The following is a 17,716-nucleotide window of genomic DNA, read 5'->3' as shown; positions in this document are numbered from 1 at the left end:
TTTCTATGGCTGGGCTGATATTTGGGAAGCAATATGTACTTTGGTTACCATTTCTCATGGATGAGCTGATTTTTGGGAATCAATATGTGCTTTGGTTACCGTTTCTCATGGATGAGCTGGTTTTTGGGACGCAATATGTGCTTTGGTTACCGTTTCTCATGGATGAGCAGGTTTTTGGGACGCAATACGTGCTTTGGTTACCGTTTTTCTTGGCTGAGCTGATTTTTGGGAAGCAATATGTGCTTTGGTTACCGTTTCTCATGATTGTAATGATTTTTGGGTGGAAATCCTGGCTTTTGGGTACCGTTTCTAATGACCTCGCCCAATCTTCGGTAGGTAAATCTTCACATTACCTACCATTCCCAGATCTGTCGGATATTTGGCAAGCAATGCTCCCTGAATTACTTCTGACTAAACGCCACCATATTGATTGTTTATCTTAATAGCGAAATGAAGAAGATGGTTTCAATGAAAATAAATAGAGATACTTTTTAGAATGGAAAAGACATTACTGGGAAATGTAATATCAAGATATTTTTTGAAAGGGGCATCTCGGATTGAAATATGTACCTTCCTTCATCATAAAAATTTTATTCACCACCGTCGCACTTTGGTTCATTCTAGGTATGTTTTACGGTGTCTCATTAGGTGATATATTACTTATTAGCTTTATCCTCAGTACTGTAGCATATCTCGGGGATGCTTTCATATTACCTAACGTGTCTAACTTTTGGGCAACAATTGGTGATTTTGGATTAGCATTTGTTGGAATTTATCTCCTTGGACTAATATTTATCGACAGAAACATTCAACTTGCAGACGATTCCTTACTATCTGGAATCGTTATTGCTGCTTGTGAGATATTCTTTCATCGCTACATGAAAAGGAATGTCATAGAGTATGAAGAAAACCAAGAAATATCTAGGTCAATAACTATTCCTCAACATAAGCTTCAACCGGAAATAAGTAAAGAACTAGATGAGGAAGAATAAATATATTAAAAAGTGGTATTCAGCATGTTTGCTGTATACCACTTTTAGCTTTTTCTACCGTATATAATTATTGTTTTAGCTCTTGTAATATGCTCTCAATTTGAGTCATAAGATCAGCAGCTTTTGTCCATTCACCTTTGGAAAGTGCATCTTGGTATTGATCAAATAAGTCTGATACCTCAAGAAGTATTCCTTCCGCTTCTTTAATAGGTTCATCCTCTTTGTCATTTTCATTTGGTTTGGTTTGACCCTTTTCTTCAGCTACACTGTTTTCAGGATCAACAATTTGAAGAATTCTCTCCATCGCTTTCGTGAAATTCTCTTCCATTACTATATAGTCACCATAAGCTACAACTACTTGTTTCACTTCTGGAAGTGATGTTTCATTAGATGATTCTATATAGATCGGCTCTACATACAGCATTGTGTCCTCAATTGGAATAGCTAAAAGGTTTCCACGAATAACCTCTGAACCTCCTTGAGACCATAGGTTCAATTGCTGGGAGATGACACTGTCTTGATTAATTCGATTCTCGATTTGCTGCGGTCCATAGACATTCTTTTGCTTAGGGAATCGATAAACAAGCATCTCTCCGTAGTGCTCCCCATCATTACGGACTCCCATCCAAGCAATCATATTCTGCCTAGTTTTTGGTGTGAATGGTTGTATCATGATGAATTCCTCTTCTTCATAATCTGGAAGCTTCATCGTCACAAAGTAAGGCTCCATTTCAACATCTTTATTATAATATTTTTCTGTTGGGAAATGCCAAACATCCTCGCGATTATAGAACACCTCTAAATTAGACATATGATAGGTTCCATACTTCGATGCTTGTATTTTAAATAAATGCTCTGGATAACGGAAATGTGCCTGTACATCCTTAGGAATATCTACTGTAAATAATTCTGGAAACATATTTTGATAGGTTTGTAGTAATGGATCACTCGGATCTACCACATAAAAGTTCACTTCTCCTGTATATGCATCAATTACTACCTTCACAGAATTTCGAATATAGTTTTTACCATTTTTATACGGCTCAGCATATGGATAATGTTCTTCCGTTAGGTAAGCATCCATTATCCAAGCCAGACTCCCATCATCTCTTACAAAGATATACGGATCACTATCGTAAGTGAAAAATGGTGCAATCCGCTCTACACGTTCAACAATATTACGTGTTTGAAGTAGCAAGCTATCCTCCGTAATCTGGTCAGAGACTAACATACGGAAATTCCCTGTATTAATAGCAAAGAGCAAGCGATTTAGTCCTGTCATAGGAATACCATTATCTGCTTCAAAGCGTGACGTTGCATTATCTCCACCCTGTGGATAATCAAATTCATCCTTCTTACTTTTTACAATAACTTCATCATAGGATTCCTCACCAAAATATATCTGTGGTCTAGTAATCTCCATCACCCCTTGTGGTGGAAGATTATTTAGCATATATTTTGGCTGTCCCTGTGGGGTCACCTCATTTACATGACTCATCACGACTCCATAGCCATGGGTATAGCGTAAATTCTGGTTTTCCCATGTTTTTGCTTGATCAGACAAGTCTTCTGTTCGTAATTCCCTTGCACTAATAAAAACCTGTTCATACTTTCCATCTACCCAATAACGATCAATATCCACATCATTAAAGGAATAATAAGGACGTATTGTTTGTGTTTGATCATAGACATCCTCTAAAGGACGAACATCATTAATACGAACATTTTCAATTGTCTTTTGATTACGTTCAACCATTTCAACATTTAGGCTATCATTAGCTGGATGCTCCTGCTCTTTAATGTTAGCTAATTTATAGGCAGCCTTCGTATATTCTAAATTATGAGCTAAATAAGGCTCTTCCTTAGAAAATTCATTAGGAGAAACGATAAAGCTTTGTACCACAACACTTGCAAGCTGTCCAGCCACTACTAGTACCAAATATACACCGATTGGGAGTATCATGGAAAAAATCTTGCCGCGATTCATCGCAATAATCATCCAGACAGTTCCTATTACTGCTACACCAGCTAATATATAGGAAGTCGGAATGTTAATCAGTTTATCTGTATAGCTTAGTCCGTAAACCGCACTTTCTTGAAACAAATTAACCTTATTCGTAAGCAATGTTTCGTACGGAGCCAGCATATGCAAACCAGCCAAAAATAATCCTACAAACCCTAACGTAATCCCCATATGAATTTGGGATTTTTTACTTTTTCGATACATACCAAATACAGAGTAGCAACCTGCCTCAATTAAAAAGAATATAACAGCTAACCCTAACAACAAATTGAACATTATTTTTAATAAAGGCAGTGTAAACATATAAAAGGATATGTCCATGCCAAAATACGGATCCTCTACGCCAAAGGAAGCTTGATTCATAAATTTTAATAAAGGCTCCCAGCCAATTTCTTGTACTAAGATACTTCCTATTAATCCAATGACGGCAGCTAATACTAGAATAATTGCATTACTTGTTTTTTTATGAGTCATCATTGGTGGGAGCTTTTCATGTCCTAAATGACCAATGTATGCACTTCTAATCCAGAAAAAAGTAACGGCAGAAAGGATCATAAATACAATAAATCCTAAACCTGCAAGTAATACTTTGCTGCCAAGAACGGTTGTAAATACATTACGAAATCCTAATGAGTCCATCCATATGAGATCAGTAAAGAAATCAACCGATAAAAACCCTACAATCAATAACAAAACGATTACTAATAGTGTTATTGATTTTCCTTTCGATAACTTTTTTCGTTCTTTAGCAGATTTATTTTTAAATACTGTAAAATCCAATGCTGTTCCCCCTATTATTTCAATTATGTTTAAGCAATAATCTAACAAGTAATACGTACTAAAGTCATAATAGTTTCAAGTTTTTCAACTAGAAAAATTCATATAATCCTTCTGCAAAATAGTGGTAAACCTTATCATCAATAATTCGCCCACCATAACCGGCAAAAAATGTATCTCGATCCGCCTCTTTTTCAAATGCCTTTGGTATTTTCCTAATCGCAAGTGCCACATCATAACGAGGATCTCCATATGCTCCACCACTCCAATCGATAATCTTCACGATTACACTATTATGAACCATTACATTGTCTATCGTAAAGTCACCGTGAATAAGTGTTTGCTGGTAATCTTTTGGACGTTTATGGTGAAGCTCTTGAAGTAATTTTTCAGAGCCATCAACCTCATAGTTCTTTAAATTGAAAGCCGCATCTTCTAACATATTATCCAGCCACAAATTATCGGTGATTAGTTTAGGTGGGCACGGGGTGTCATGTAATTTACGAAGGATTTGTCCAAATTGAAAAATTAATTCCTGTCTCTGATCTTCGTTTCTGCAATCTTGAAGTGCTTCCCGCAAAGTTACTCCAGGGATATACTCCATCAAAATCCAGCCCTCATTTTCTTTTGAACGGGAGATAGTCATATAGATTTTCGGGGTAAGATCCGTATGTTTTGAAAGAATTTCCAATACGTCACTTTCCCTCATTAACCAAGCTTTAAATTGTTCATTCTTAGAACGTTTTAAGACAAAGCTTTTTTCTTTATTCGTTAAAACAACAACATCAGAAGTACAGCCTTGTTTTGGAAAATCAAATGCTACTATTTCACCAATAAATTCTAATATCTCCTGCGGTATTTCATTTCTCTCAATTGGAGCCACTTATTTCTCTCCTCCCATACGTTTTCATATTACTATATTATCACAGAACTATTCTTAAGCACTTTCATTATGACGTGATCAGTGATAGGATTATGCTAAGCTAAAGTGAAAGGAATAAGATGATGGATTTAACACTAACCCCACTACCCCAAAGTTTTTATGAAGGACCTACACTTGAATTAGCTAAAAGATTATTGGGATGTATATTAGTGAAAGAAACCGACGAGGGAATTTCCGGAGGTGTGATTGTCGAAACAGAAGCGTACCTAGGCTCGGTTGATCAAGCAGCACATAGTTTTCAAAATCGAAGAACAAAACGTACCGAGATTATGTTTCAAGAACCAGGGCATGTCTACACCTACCAGATGCATACACATACATTGGTCAACGTTGTATCTGGTCCATTAGGGATACCGGAAGCAATTCTTATTCGAGCTATTGAGCCTTCTATTGGGATTGATTTAATGCTTACAAGGCGCCCAGTAAAAAGCCTTCAAAATTTAACAAGTGGGCCAGGTAAGCTAACTAAGGCACTACATATATCAATGGATGATTATGGAAAGACCTTTTATAATTCTTCACTATTTATAGCAAAAGGAAAAAAGCCACTACATATTGAACAAGGCAAACGTATTGGAATTGATAACTCTGGTGAAGCAAGAGATTATCCCTACCGATTTTGGATTTCTGGAAATCCTTTTGTATCAAGGTAAACGCCTCACAGGTAGCAAAATTTGTACAATCTCTTGTCAGTAAAAAAAGCCCTATCATTTATAAAGTCGATTGGAGGTTATATGATGCTAACGCATTTTAATGAAGAAGGTCGAGCAAAGATGGTGGATATTACGGAAAAGAAAATAAGCACTAGAGTAGCGAAAGCAAGGTCTAGTATATTTATGGGAACCGAAGTATATGAAGCAATTAAACTACAAAACATAAAAAAAGGTGATGTTCTGTCCGTAGCTCAGGTTGCCGGTATTATGGCAGCCAAACAGACGCCATCATTAATACCTATGTGCCATCCGATTCCAATAAGCGGGGTAAATATATCCTTTGAATGGGAGAGCTCAGACAAAGATAATATGGAACTCATTATATTAACAGAGGTAAAAACAGTCAGTAGCACCGGAGTCGAAATGGAAGCATTAACGGCAGCTTCCGTAGCAGCCTTAACAGTTTATGATATGTGTAAAGCCATTGATAAAAGCATGACTATAGGATCTACATTCCTGCTTGAGAAAAGTGGAGGGAAAAGTGGCGATTTCAAACGAAAATAAACGATATAGATCTTATAATAAATATGGTCTATTTGAGTCTAACTAATAGACCATTCCTTTTTCGTATCTTTATCCTAAGTCTACCAAATAGCAACTGCACCACCTAAACAGAAGTAATAACTTTATCATTCAAATGATTGTAATTTCTTCCCTGCTTTTTGGTAGACTAAAGCCTTTCTAGTAAATCAAAGCCTAACAAGAAAGCTATAATTGGTAGTATGTGAGCCTCCTCTATTACTCTACCTTATCCTTTCTCAGTTCTTTTACTGCGTGCCCAAGCTCCGGGATAATTAATTTTTCCATTGCTAATTTTACTGCTTTCGTAGAACCGGGTGTCGAGAAAACAATGCGATTGTTGATAACTCCTGCAATAGCACGGGATAACATACTTGCTGATCCTATATCTAGGTTGTAGCTAAGCATCCGAAATAGTTCACCAAATCCAGTAATTTCCTTTGAAAAAAGTGGTTGAATTGCCTCAATGGTTACATCTCGATTGGAAATACCTGTACCGCCGTTCATGATAACTGCCTCTACATTATTATTTGTTGTTGCAGATTTCAATAGTTGCTGTATTACCTCTTTTTCATCCTTTATAATCGTGTACTGCATTACTTGATGTCCGTTTTCCTCAAGCAAATCGATAATTTCCCTTCCACTCGCGTCGGTTTCCTTCGTTCTTGTATCACTGATTGTAATCACTGCACATTGTACGGCTTTTATTTCATGCTGTCGATGTCTACTGAGCATGTCCCAATCCACCTCACTTCTCTGTTATTCAAGAAAGCAATTATACTCTTCTAAACTATTTATATTTGTGAATAGTAAATCATCCTTCATCTCTACATAGGAAACCGTACATTTATCGAAAAGCTGCTTTATGGATAATTCCTTTCTTAGAAGTTGTTCCTTAATTTTATCCTTCATCGTTCCTCGGAAAATAGATAGTAGTGGTTGCAGCCTATCACCAGCAATTGGAGCAATGACATCAGGATTATTACTACGATAAGGAAGAAGCAAGGAAAAAATTCTCTTTTCAATAAAAGGTACATCAACCGGAGCAATTAAATACCATTCTGCCTCAACCTTTTCCATCGCTGTATATATCCCAGCAAGTGGTCCGAGTCCTGCAAAATCCTGATGATCTGTTGTCAACTCTACAGAAAGCTTTTCATTCCGAAACTGTTTAAATAGACTTTCATTTGTTACTAAAACTATCGATTCGACAAGATCATCCATGGCTTGGATAGAATAGAAATAGAATGGAATTCCATTTCTTTCAGCAAATGCCTTAGGGGATCCAAATCTTCTCGATTGTCCTCCTGCTAATACGATACCAACCATCTCTTTTTTCATTAAATTTTCCCCTTTATATTCCTCATAAAGAGCCATTCAACAAGTTCACTTTTATTCTGAAATACTGGATATTCCACCGGTAGCTTTAAATGGAAAGGTGCGTAAATTGCGATAATATTGGTTAATCCAGACAAAATAGATAGGTCTGATTCGTTCCTAACCATCACAATTTTTGGATCAAGCCACTGTTTATAGCCCTCTACCACTAACAGCTCTATTCCTAACTGTTTATAAATTAGTAATAAAATCTCTTTATCCCAATTTGTATGATGAGATAATTGAAATATATGCTCTCCTACAACTCCTGCAATGGTAGCACCGGAATAACGGTGCTGTTCACTGTCTGTATTTTCTAACCCTATTGGTACTCCACCATGACCATGATGCTTCAAGGCACCCACCAGTATATTTCTTTGACCAAAATAAGAAATGATAGCATTTGATAGACTTGTTTTCCCACTATTTTTATACCCAACAATCTGCAATACGTTCATCTTATCCACCACTTACCGGTGGAATAAAGGCAACGACATCACCAGATTTTACCCTATCTGTTGGCAATGCATATTCCTCATTTACAGCGGTCATAACACGATCAATTTGTGGCAAAGAGTATTTTCTTTTCATCCAATCCTTTAATTCTGATACACTCATGTCATTTACTTCAACCTCAATCCGTTCCCTGCCAGTAGCCTCTTGAAGCTCAGCAAATAATAATACAGTAATCATACTCTTACTATCCCCTCTCTATATTCGGCGAACCATTTGGATAAGAAATCTTCTCTAATTGATCCCCAATCCATGTTTCCCCATCCTCCCAGTGCTCTTTTTTCCATATAGGAACAATCTGTTTAATTCTCTCAATCGCGTATTCATTAGCTTCATATGCTGCTTTTCGATGTGGTGATGAGACTGCAATAGCAACAGCAATATCTGAAATATGTAAATGGCCGATACGATGCGTAATAGCAATCTTCGTATCTTTCCATTTTCCCTCCACCTCTTCACCTATTTGTGCCAGCATTTTAATGGCCATCGGCTTATAAGCCTGGTATTCTAAATAAATTGTTTTTCTACCATTTGTCCATTCCCGAACCGTACCTAGAAAGGTGGTAATCGCCCCAGCCTCTCTCCGTGTAACCTTTTCAATTACCTCTTCCATTTGAATTGGGTCTTCCACTATTTCAAAAAGCTTTTTATCCATGGTTTATTCTCCCTCTTACTTTCAATCCTTTACTCGCAAAATCATCATAGATGGTCCCTTCCTGATCCTCCAATAAGAGGACTACAACCTCCATCCCTTTTTCATAACCCCTAGTTCCACCTGGCAATTGAATGAAGATATCTGCTTGCCCCAAGGAAGTCACCACATTAGACTTATCCAGCCCTACAGGATTAGCTACTAATTTGCCATATTCAAAGGTGAGGTGTCCGCGAACAAAACGATCAAAAGGGTTTGGCTTTTTAAAATCAGCCCCTAATATTGCATACTCCTTTTTTAAAAATGGTTTTTTATTATGTAAAAATGCTCTTATCATTGGTCTTGTGAAAAGCTCAAAGCCAACATAGCATGCTGAGGGATTGCCAGATAAGCCAAAAAGAAGTTTCCCGCCTAGTTCAGCTACTGTTGTTACACTACCTGGACGCATTGCTATTTTATTAAATAACACATTTGCACCCAATTTATCATAAATTGCTGGCAGATAGTCATAATCACCAACAGAAACTCCGCCCGTTGTAATTAAAATATCAACCTTTTCAAGTGCTTCATGAACCTGCTGATAACAAGTATCAAAATCATCACTAAACTGTCCTAAATAGTATGGGATCCCTCCAGCCCGTTTAATTTGAGCTAACACCATATAGGCGTTGCTATTACGGATTTTTCCTGGTTCAAGCTCAGCATCCACTTCTAATAGCTCACTACCTGTAGCAATAATCCCGATCACAGGACTATTACTGATTGGAACCTTCCTATAACCAAATGTTGCTAGTAACGCAATAATCCCTGGATTAATATACGTTCCTTTCTTCGCTAACACGGTACCTTTTTTTGTATCCTCTCCTGTAAAGGAAATATTCTCACCAGGCTTCAGACTTCTTTTTAAATCAAACATTGCCTTTCCATCCGCTTCATATTCATTTGCTAGCTCAAGCATAACTACGGCATCACAATTATCCGGAATCTGTGCACCTGTCATAATTCTTACAGCCTGTTGATTTCCTATAGGTCCTTCAAAGACACTTCCTGCACCAATCTCACCAATGACTTCAAAGCTTATTGGATTCTCCCTTGAAGCATGTGCAGTATCCTTAGATCGAACAGCAAAGCCATCATATGGCGAGCGGTCAAAAAAAGGCACATCATGGTCAGCTATTAAATCTTCTCCAAGAAAATGCCCATAGGAATCTTCAATTTCTATGAATTGAGTACTGCCAGTTCTTTTAAAGCGCATGACTCGCTCAATGGCTTCATTCACTTTAATTGGCCTTCTTCTTTCTACCAATCTTATTCCCCCTTTATCCTACCAATTGATAATAAATATTCCTCGCTACGTCTGTAGAATCAGTACCGTGAATTAGAAATCTTCCATCCTGAAAAATAACAACACGATATCCTTGATAAGTTAGGGAAAGTAAAAATTCATTCTGCTTTACAGCACTTATCTTTCTAAGCCTATTGGCTAATTCATCGAGGTATATCTTTCTTTTTGCCCGTACTTGCACCGTATTTCTTCCACAAAGCACTTCCATCTTAGTCTGAGATTCATAGTTTAAGCTTGGATAGCTTGGGTACTCTCCACAAGTAGGACAAGAACCCTTTTTCGCACGTTTTATATCAATAGAATGATAGAAATTATTCCATAAATCAAAGGTTACTAGATTAGATCGTAAAGCAGAGTAGTCCTCTACTAATAATTTAAGCGCTTCTGCTTGCTGATGGGCAACAACCATTTGAACAGCAGGAGCAATTATTCCAACTGAATCACAGGTTGCACCGGAAATTGGAGTCGCATCTAATAAACAACGCAAACATGGGGTTTCTCCAGGTAATATTGTAAAACTCATTCCCGTGCTACCGACACAAGAACCAACAATCCATGGAACCTGATATTGGTGAATTAAGTCATTCATTAGAAATCGAATATCAAAGTTATCTGTAGCATCAATCACTAAATCTACGTCTTGTAATAGTGGAGGTAAGTTGGCAGCTGTAGCATCCATGACATGTGCACGGATATCGACCGTAGAATTGATTTGTTGTAAATGCTTCTTAGCTACAACAGCCTTTGGTAACTCATTGATACAATCTTCTTCTGTGAAGAGCTGTTGTCTTTGTAAATTACTTTCCTCCACATAATCCCGGTCAATAACCGTTAACTTACCGATCCCCCCTCGAACAAGGGATTCAGAATTAGCAGTTCCAAGCGCACCACAACCAAGGACTAAAACATGTTTTCCCCCTATTTTTTCCTGCCCCTTCTCCCCCACATACGTATATAAAATTTGTCGTGAATAACGATTCTTCATTTTCTTCCCTCTATCCTTAAAAAACTAACCACCAATATAAGACATTTCAATCCGATCTTTATTTTTTACTGTTGCTTCCGTACGTTCATCGGAGTAACGGTCTCCACGACTATTCCATATGCCGATAATATTTTCCTCTATTTCCTTATCAGTCTTTCCTGACCGTAGAAGCTCTCTAAAATCAAATCCCTTTGCTGCAAATAGGCATGTATAAAGCTTGCCATCTGCAGCTATTCTTGCTCTTGTACAGGTTGAACAAAATGATTCTGATACAGATGTAATAAACCCAACCTCGGTACTAGTCCCTACATAACGATATCGCTTCGCTACTTCTCCGAGATATGCTGGGTCAATTGCTTCTAATTCAAAATGCTGGTTTAACAAATGGTAAATCTCTTTTTTAGCTATAACCTTACTAAAATCCCAACCATTTGTTTTCCCAACATCCATGAACTCTATAAAACGTAGTGTTATTCCCTTTTCCTTAAAAAAACGAGCCATTGGAATAATTTCATGCTCATTCATACCTTTTTTCACAACCATATTAACTTTTACCTCTAGCCCAGCCTCCATTGCCTTATCTATCCCTCTTAAGACGTGTTCCGTACGAATACCACTATCATTAATCCTCTGAAATAATTCATTGTCTAGCGCATCTAAACTAACATTAATTCGCTTTAGGCCAGCAGCCTTCAAATCTATAGCCATTTTTTCTAATAGAGTTGCATTCGTTGTAAGTCCGATATCTTCTAGGCCTTCTATAGCCGATAATCTAGCTATTAAATCTGGTAAATTCCTTCTTAAAAGTGGTTCTCCACCAGTTAAACGAATTTTTTTAACGCCTAATCTAACAAACAATTTTGCCAGTCTCTCAATCTCTTCAAATGTAAGCAAATCGCTTTTAGGTAAAAAAGGATAGTTTTTTCCAAAAATTTCCTTCGGCATACAATATGTACAGCGAAAGTTACAGCGATCTGTAACTGAAATTCGTAAATCCTGTAAGGGACGACCAAACTTATCCGTGATTTTCATGACTGAACCGCCCTTCTAAAACTTTCTTTTAATCGATGGCACAGAGCTGTATACCATTACTGAATACAGCTCTATGTATTAATAATTCATTTTTTCAAGACTTGATTCCTGCTTCTCGTATTCGATTTGGATGTGTATAGACATTCATTTTATTTTCTCTAGCAAATCCGATTGCTGTTATTCCTAAATCATTTGCCAGGCTTAACGCCAAATCTGTTGGAGCCGATTTAGAAAGTAAGATTCCTACACCTATTTTCGATATTTTTAATAAAACCTCTGAAGAAATTCGACCACTAAAGACAATTAACTTATCCTTTAAGGGGATTTTTTGTTGTAAAATAGTGCCATACACCTTATCCAATGCATTATGCCTACCAATATCACTTCTTACCTCTAACAATCCTTCAGAAGTTGCAAGTGCCGCATTATGCACACCACCTGTCCTTCTAAATTGATCAGAGCGAATCAATAATTCTTTCATTAGATTATAGCACTGTTCTGCAGATATCGTTATTTTGCTTGTTATTGTTTTAGCAGTTTTTACATCACTCTTAAAATAAAATTGTCTACTTTTCCCACAACAGGATCCGATAAATCGTTTGGAATGCTCCGCTAATGATACGTCAACTTCACGATAAAGCTCTACATAAGCAAATCCTCGTTCAGCATCCAATTTTAGGTCTTTTATTTCTTCATATAACCGTATAATTCCCTCTGAAGCAAGAAAGCCTATAACTAATTCCTCTAAATGGTTTGGTGAACAAACCATGGTTGCAAACTCTTCACCATTCAAGAAAATGGTGAGAGGAAACTCACGAACTATTTCCTCTGCAACCTGAACCGGCTCATTTCCGTTAAATCGAATAAATTCCCACTTATCCTGTTTTCCATCACCCATTACGCTCATCCTTTAATGTGGCTCCAATTCAAGCTCTTCTACTCGCTTTTCTACATATTTCGTATCCTTGTGGGCATAATACGTTTCTGCCTTTTCAACAATTACTGCTGTATTATATTCAGGGATTCCCGCATAGTCCTCGTATACACCCTTAGGTATTAATGAATTTCCTTCTGGCCAATGGACCTCAATATTCCCAGGTTTCACAGGCACAAATTTCGCTCTACCTGTAAACGTACCATATTGGTTAAAAACGACGATGGCATCTCCTTCTTGAATGCCTAAACCATTACCATCATCTTCATTGAGAAGCACATCATAACGATCTGCAGCATTAAACGGATCCTTTTCTCCATATATCATTGAATTGAACTGCTTTCCACGTCTAGTCGTTACATAGAAATGTACTTCAGGTTTCCGCAGCTCTGGTATTTCTACAGTAATGAGATTTCCTTTTCCATCTGGTGTCGGACAAATTCCATCCTCACAAAGCCACGCCCCACCCCATTGGAACAAATCTCCTCTATTTTTCAAATGTTGTATACCATCATAATTAGGTGCTGCTTTCGCAATTTCTTCACGAATCTCATGAGTATCCTTGAAATCGATTAATTCCTTTTCTTCAGGCTTTACTCTTTTCGCTAAATCTACATATATTTCCCATTCTGATCTTGCCTCTTCAATTCTCGGACCTTTAATTTCAGGTGAAAAATATACCATCCTCTCTGTAGAGGTTGACGTACCACCACCAGGCTGCTCATAACGAGTCATTGCCGGAAGAATGATAACAGCTTGCTTTGCATCTAATAGTGTTGATGTATTTAGTATAATATCTTGATGTACCCGAATATCGATATTTTCTAGACTTTCTTTTACAAAATCTGGATCTGGCATTGTTTCTAGGAAATTACCACCAGACATATAATAGAGTTTAAGTTTTCGTTCATGTTCATCCGGAAGAAGTGCGTTCTCTAAAGATACTCCAACGATATCCCCTTGCCATTCTGGTATTTTAAAGCCCCAAATTTCTTCCACGCGCTCTCGACTTTCTTTATCAAGGCCACCGCCTGGTAGTGAAAACGGATCTGCTCCCATCTCTCCTGAGCCTTGAACCCCTGAATGTCCACGAATCGGCATTAAGCCACAATGTTCTCTACCAAGAAAGCCTCTAAGTAAAGCCAGATTTGCTACTTGTGATATATTATCGGTGCCAAAGCGATGCTGTGTTAATCCCATTGACCATACAAAAACTGCAGACTTTGAATTTGCTAGAAGCTCTGCTAATTCTCGCATTCGAGCCTTTGTGATCCCTGAAGACTTTTCCAGTTGCTCCCATTCATATGCCATGACCTTTTCCTTTAATTCTTCTATTCCATTAACATGCTCACGGATAAATTCATGATTGAGTGCAGAACCTGGGGTATTTTCTTCCATTTCAAACCAATGCTTCATTACGCCATGCATAAAGGCTATGTCTCCACCAATATTAACTTGATAAAAATCATCAGCAATCTTCGTGCCAAATAAAGCCGATTCTGCTATGGACGGAATCCAATACTTATCCATGGCTGGTTCATGATACGGATTAATAACGATTATTTTGGTTCCTTTTCGTTTAGCAGCATACATGTATTTCGTAGATACAGGTTGATTGTTAGCAGCTACCGAACCCCAAAAAACAAGTACATCTGTGCCAATCCAATCCTTATAGTTACAAGTAGATGCACCAACACCAATCGAACGACTTAAAGCCGTTTTAGAAGGAGAGTGACAAATACGTGATGCATTATCAATATTATTCACACCAAGAAATCGAGATACCTTTGCTAATGTGTAATACACTTCATTTGTGATACCACGAGACGTAGTATAAAAGGCAGCTTGCTTTGGTTGAATCATTTTCATTTTATCTGCTATAGTATCCAATGCTTCATCCCAAGAAATTCGCGTAAATTTACGGTCCCCCGGTTTACGTAATAACGGAAATGGTATTCTACCAAGTTTACGTAATTCCGTACTATCCAATTTTCGAAGTTCATCTATATCTGAGAATAATATGCTATCCTTGATTGGCCCCATCGTATTTAGACGAAGTACATTAAGTCGGGTTGTACACAAATGAGGACCAGTTAACGTTTGATCCCTAAGCCCAGAAACTCCAAGTGCACAGCCATCACACACTCCCTGTGTTAAAATACGAGTGGCATAAGGTAAATTATCTTTATTTTCCCAAACGACCTTCATTGTATCCCTAATATGATGAGGTTTAACCTTCCCTAAACCAAATGGAACCTTACTAACCCATAATTTTGAATCTGGTTTTTTTGGTATTTTAATTGGACCTGTATGCTTTGTATTTCCCAATCTTAAACCCTCCTTGTTCAGAATAAAAATAACCATAAGGGGCTGACTCACCTTCTGATAAGTCCACCCCTATTATTTTTAAAAGTTATTCTTTTGTTGCTGCTGTTGCATGCTGTGTTGTTAATTTTTGTTCCTGTTGTCCTCTTAATCGTCTGATATCAGCTCGTATCCATACAGATAGTCCCAAAGCGATTACGAACATAACAGTAAAAATTGTCATCGTTAACGTGTAGCTTCCTGTATTATCATAGATTAATGATAATAATATTGGTCCAACTACCCCGGCCATGGCCCATGCGGTAAGGATATAACCATGGATTGCACCAAGCTGCTTTGTTCCGAACAGATCTCCTATATATGCTGGAACAGAAGCAAATCCCCCACCATAGCATGTTAAAATTGCAAATAATAAAATTTGAAATAAAAATGGGTTCGATGCAAAAGGTAATATTGCAAATGCAATTACTTGAATAATAAAGAAGGTAGTATAAACATTTGGACGACCGATATAATCACTAATGGTAGCCCAGCCAATTCTACCACCGCCATTAAACATTCCTAATACGCCAACCATGGCGGCTGCGGCGATAGCAGACATACCAGTAATCTCCTGAGCCATTGGTGAGGCAACCGCTAGTATAGCGATTCCGCAGGTTACATTGATAAACAACATAAACCATAACATCCAAAAGCGTCTTGTCTTTATAGCTTCGTTTGCGGTAAGCTGCGACAAATCTGGTCTAATCTTTATCCTTGTTTTACCTGCTTCTTGCTTCTCCACAAAGCCTTTTGGAGTCCAACCTTCAGGTGGTGGAGCTAAATATTGTGCGGATACAGTCATTACTAAGAAATAAATAGTACCAAGAATGAAAAATGTATTCGATATCCCAACAACACCTATTAATCCCTCAATTGCAGGTCCACTAATCATGGCTGCAAAGCCAAACCCCATAATGGCAAGTCCTGTTGCTAATCCCCGCCGATCTGGGAACCACTTAACTAACGTTGAAACTGGTGATATGTAACCGATACCTAGTCCCATTCCACCAATAATTCCGTAAAATAAATATAATAAAACTAATGATTCCAATAATGTTGCTATACCAGATCCAGCAACTCCTATCCCAAAAAACAATGCTGCTAGCATACTAGACTTTTTGGGCCCGTTTTTTTCTACAAACCTCCCCATGAACGCAGCTGAAAACCCTAGGAAGAAAATAGCAATACTAAATGCGGTAGATACCTGTGTCTGACTCCACCCGTATTTGTCAATCATTGGATTCGTAAACACACTCCATGCATACGCAGATCCAATGGATAGGTGGACACCAAGGGCTGATGTAGCAATTAGCCACCTATTTTTAACCTTCTCCATAAAAATCCTCCTTTAAATCAAATATATTGTAAGTCCTCTAGAATATCCTAGAGAGGGACCAACGAAAGTAAGGAATGTGATTTTATGTTTATACAGAGATGGAAAAAATCAATAGAAGCTATTATGTAGAATTTCAGAATCGCAGGTAATTTTTTACATTTAAATCCCTATATTCTATAAATTCTGATAGTTATCGTAACATGAAAACGGTTACATTTCAATAACTAAATAATTTTTAAAGTGAAAATCTTGTGTATCGATGTGTACAACGAAATAGATTTTTAATGGCAAAATGATTGCATACGTATTTGAACCTAAAAAGATTATCTTTTTATAGATGTTGTACTGTTTTAATTGTCAGCGAAAAAGTAATAATACTGCTGCAATTAAAAATAGCACAGTAATTATGGCCCCTAAGACTTAGATATTTTACTCTAACTTTTGGGTGCATTTTCTCACTGTACTATTTTTGACTATCAATTGTAATTACGTTTAGATGCTGTTATTTTCTAATAGAAATCAAGAATTAAATATTGTCCATAAAAAAGGTTAGTACCTGTGCCTCTTTATCATCTACAGGTATAAATAAATGTGGCTTCGAACCTTGGAAACAGGCACTATCGCCCTTTTCCATAAAATATTTTTTTCCATCATAAAATAAATAAATCGATCCCTCTAAAATGTATATAAATTCATCCTGTGAATGCGTATAAGATTCCTCACGTAAATTTAAGTTTTTTGGTGTAACGTGTACGATTGTCGGTTCAAATCGAGATAGTTGGGAACGGTTCGCCAATAATTCATAGGAATAACCCATGTTCTCATCACCAATTCTCGCTCTCCTATTATCCCGTGTTAAAAGAACTAAATCCTGCTCTTCTCGTTCATCTAGTAACCATGAGAGAGAAACCTCTAGTGTTTCACTGATTTTCGATAATGTCGCGATTGCTGAAGCAGTTTGTCCATTCTCAATTTTAGACAGCATGCTCTTGGATATTCCAGAGGCGTCTGCAACCTGTTGCTGGGTGAGTTTTTTTCTTAGTCGCACTTCTTTTATCTTAGTTCCTATACTATCTAAATTGATGATAGTCCTCTCCCCTCTATGATAATCCTGTTATGTTCCTTTAATAATAAATTATTGATTAGATAATGGTCAAGATTAGCATAGATATTGATTAAGTATTTACTATTATTTATAGCCAATTTTT

The 17,716-nt window shown here is 37.3% G+C and carries 18 protein-coding genes; 4 read left to right on the top strand and 14 right to left on the bottom strand.

Annotated elements, in window-relative coordinates; translation table 11 throughout:
* The first annotated feature begins 5 nt into the window (after positions 1-5).
* On the top strand, positions 6-443 hold the full coding sequence (locus KI338_RS02750) for a hypothetical protein (protein ID WP_212919428.1): 438 nt from the start codon (positions 6-8) through the stop codon (positions 441-443).
* Between the two features lie 114 nt (positions 444-557).
* Positions 558-992: a YndM family protein gene (locus KI338_RS02745; RefSeq protein ID WP_212919427.1), complete on the top strand. Its 435-nt coding sequence runs from the start codon at positions 558-560 to the stop codon at positions 990-992.
* A 67-nt stretch (positions 993-1,059) separates the two neighbouring features.
* On the opposite strand, the gene KI338_RS02740 is transcribed toward KI338_RS02745, so the two are convergent.
* Positions 1,060-3,795: a UPF0182 family membrane protein gene (locus KI338_RS02740; RefSeq protein WP_212919426.1), complete on the bottom strand. Its 2,736-nt coding sequence runs from the start codon at positions 3,793-3,795 to the stop codon at positions 1,060-1,062.
* An 88-nt stretch (positions 3,796-3,883) separates the two neighbouring features.
* Positions 3,884-4,675, bottom strand: a complete 792-nt coding sequence (locus KI338_RS02735; protein WP_212919425.1) for a phosphotransferase family protein — start codon at positions 4,673-4,675, stop codon at positions 3,884-3,886.
* Between the two features lie 119 nt (positions 4,676-4,794).
* Here KI338_RS02735 and KI338_RS02730 point away from each other — a divergent pair, with 119 nt between their 5' ends.
* Together KI338_RS02730 and moaC are read left to right on the top strand one after the other, a co-directional pair.
* Positions 4,795-5,388 carry a DNA-3-methyladenine glycosylase gene (locus KI338_RS02730; RefSeq protein ID WP_373306323.1) on the top strand — a complete coding sequence of 198 codons (594 nt, stop codon included), beginning with the start codon at positions 4,795-4,797 and terminating at the stop codon, positions 5,386-5,388.
* Between the two features lie 84 nt (positions 5,389-5,472).
* The gene (gene moaC, locus KI338_RS02725; RefSeq protein ID WP_212920031.1) at positions 5,473-5,952 is read left to right on the top strand and encodes a cyclic pyranopterin monophosphate synthase MoaC; all 480 of its coding nucleotides are present in this window, start codon (positions 5,473-5,475) and stop codon (positions 5,950-5,952) included.
* A 234-nt stretch (positions 5,953-6,186) separates the two neighbouring features.
* Here moaC and KI338_RS02720 read toward each other — a convergent pair whose 3' ends face one another.
* The 12 genes from KI338_RS02720 to KI338_RS02665 all read right to left on the bottom strand — a co-directional run bounded on the left by KI338_RS02720 (position 6,187) and on the right by KI338_RS02665 (position 17,577).
* Positions 6,187-6,702 carry a MogA/MoaB family molybdenum cofactor biosynthesis protein gene (locus KI338_RS02720; protein WP_212919424.1) on the bottom strand — a complete coding sequence of 172 codons (516 nt, stop codon included), beginning with the start codon at positions 6,700-6,702 and terminating at the stop codon, positions 6,187-6,189.
* Between the two features lie 24 nt (positions 6,703-6,726).
* Positions 6,727-7,308, bottom strand: coding sequence for a molybdenum cofactor guanylyltransferase (gene mobA, locus KI338_RS02715; RefSeq protein WP_212919423.1), 582 nt, complete (start codon positions 7,306-7,308; stop codon positions 6,727-6,729).
* Complete coding sequence (mobB, locus tag KI338_RS02710) at positions 7,308-7,802, bottom strand: molybdopterin-guanine dinucleotide biosynthesis protein B (RefSeq protein ID WP_212919422.1); 495 nt, start codon at positions 7,800-7,802, stop codon at positions 7,308-7,310. The genes mobA and mobB overlap by 1 nt, the downstream gene beginning before the upstream one ends.
* A gap of 1 nt (position 7,803) precedes the next feature.
* Positions 7,804-8,037 carry a molybdopterin converting factor subunit 1 gene (gene moaD, locus KI338_RS02705; RefSeq protein ID WP_212919421.1) on the bottom strand — a complete coding sequence of 78 codons (234 nt, stop codon included), beginning with the start codon at positions 8,035-8,037 and terminating at the stop codon, positions 7,804-7,806.
* A 7-nt stretch (positions 8,038-8,044) separates the two neighbouring features.
* On the bottom strand, positions 8,045-8,512 hold the full coding sequence (locus KI338_RS02700; RefSeq protein ID WP_212919420.1) for a molybdenum cofactor biosynthesis protein MoaE: 468 nt from the start codon (positions 8,510-8,512) through the stop codon (positions 8,045-8,047).
* On the bottom strand, positions 8,505-9,821 hold the full coding sequence (locus KI338_RS02695; protein WP_280530725.1) for a molybdopterin molybdotransferase MoeA: 1,317 nt from the start codon (positions 9,819-9,821) through the stop codon (positions 8,505-8,507). The genes KI338_RS02700 and KI338_RS02695 overlap by 8 nt, the downstream gene beginning before the upstream one ends.
* 7 nt (positions 9,822-9,828) lie before the next feature.
* A complete protein-coding gene (locus KI338_RS02690; RefSeq protein WP_212919418.1) occupies positions 9,829-10,839 on the bottom strand; it encodes a MoeB/ThiF family adenylyltransferase in 1,011 nt (336 codons plus the stop codon).
* 24 nt (positions 10,840-10,863) lie between these two features.
* Positions 10,864-11,871: a GTP 3',8-cyclase MoaA gene (moaA, locus tag KI338_RS02685; RefSeq protein ID WP_212919417.1), complete on the bottom strand. Its 1,008-nt coding sequence runs from the start codon at positions 11,869-11,871 to the stop codon at positions 10,864-10,866.
* A 94-nt stretch (positions 11,872-11,965) separates the two neighbouring features.
* Positions 11,966-12,769: a formate dehydrogenase accessory sulfurtransferase FdhD gene (fdhD, locus tag KI338_RS02680; protein ID WP_212919416.1), complete on the bottom strand. Its 804-nt coding sequence runs from the start codon at positions 12,767-12,769 to the stop codon at positions 11,966-11,968.
* Between the two features lie 12 nt (positions 12,770-12,781).
* Positions 12,782-15,133, bottom strand: coding sequence for an FdhF/YdeP family oxidoreductase (locus tag KI338_RS02675; RefSeq protein WP_212919415.1), 2,352 nt, complete (start codon positions 15,131-15,133; stop codon positions 12,782-12,784).
* An 85-nt stretch (positions 15,134-15,218) separates the two neighbouring features.
* Complete coding sequence (locus tag KI338_RS02670; RefSeq protein ID WP_212919414.1) at positions 15,219-16,508, bottom strand: L-lactate MFS transporter; 1,290 nt, start codon at positions 16,506-16,508, stop codon at positions 15,219-15,221.
* Between the two features lie 526 nt (positions 16,509-17,034).
* A complete protein-coding gene (locus KI338_RS02665; RefSeq protein WP_280530724.1) occupies positions 17,035-17,577 on the bottom strand; it encodes a helix-turn-helix domain-containing protein in 543 nt (180 codons plus the stop codon).
* Positions 17,578-17,716: the final 139 nt, after the last annotated feature.

This window comes from Ornithinibacillus bavariensis, from assembly GCF_018333235.1.
In the GTDB taxonomy this organism is placed as follows: domain Bacteria; phylum Bacillota; class Bacilli; order Bacillales; family Amphibacillaceae; genus Ornithinibacillus; species Ornithinibacillus bavariensis.
This window is presented reverse-complemented; position numbering and strand designations above follow the sequence as displayed.

What these genes read in the sequence shown, in the direction of transcription:
- KI338_RS02670 (WP_212919414.1), bottom strand. Translation starts at nt 16,508, where the DNA reads ATGGAGAAGGTTAAAAATAGGTGGCTAATTGCTACATCAGCCCTTGGT.
- KI338_RS02750 (WP_212919428.1), top strand. Translation starts at nt 6, where the DNA reads ATGGCTGGGCTGATATTTGGGAAGCAATATGTACTTTGGTTACCATTT.
- fdhD (WP_212919416.1), bottom strand. Translation starts at nt 12,769, where the DNA reads ATGGGTGATGGAAAACAGGATAAGTGGGAATTTATTCGATTTAACGGA.
- KI338_RS02700 (WP_212919420.1), bottom strand. Translation starts at nt 8,512, where the DNA reads ATGGATAAAAAGCTTTTTGAAATAGTGGAAGACCCAATTCAAATGGAA.
- KI338_RS02690 (WP_212919418.1), bottom strand. Translation starts at nt 10,839, where the DNA reads ATGAAGAATCGTTATTCACGACAAATTTTATATACGTATGTGGGGGAG.
- KI338_RS02730 (WP_373306323.1), top strand. Translation starts at nt 4,795, where the DNA reads ATGATGGATTTAACACTAACCCCACTACCCCAAAGTTTTTATGAAGGA.
- mobA (WP_212919423.1), bottom strand. Translation starts at nt 7,308, where the DNA reads ATGAAAAAAGAGATGGTTGGTATCGTATTAGCAGGAGGACAATCGAGA.
- moaD (WP_212919421.1), bottom strand. Translation starts at nt 8,037, where the DNA reads ATGATTACTGTATTATTATTTGCTGAGCTTCAAGAGGCTACTGGCAGG.
- moaA (WP_212919417.1), bottom strand. Translation starts at nt 11,871, where the DNA reads ATGAAAATCACGGATAAGTTTGGTCGTCCCTTACAGGATTTACGAATT.
- KI338_RS02720 (WP_212919424.1), bottom strand. Translation starts at nt 6,702, where the DNA reads ATGCTCAGTAGACATCGACAGCATGAAATAAAAGCCGTACAATGTGCA.
- mobB (WP_212919422.1), bottom strand. Translation starts at nt 7,802, where the DNA reads ATGAACGTATTGCAGATTGTTGGGTATAAAAATAGTGGGAAAACAAGT.
- moaC (WP_212920031.1), top strand. Translation starts at nt 5,473, where the DNA reads ATGCTAACGCATTTTAATGAAGAAGGTCGAGCAAAGATGGTGGATATT.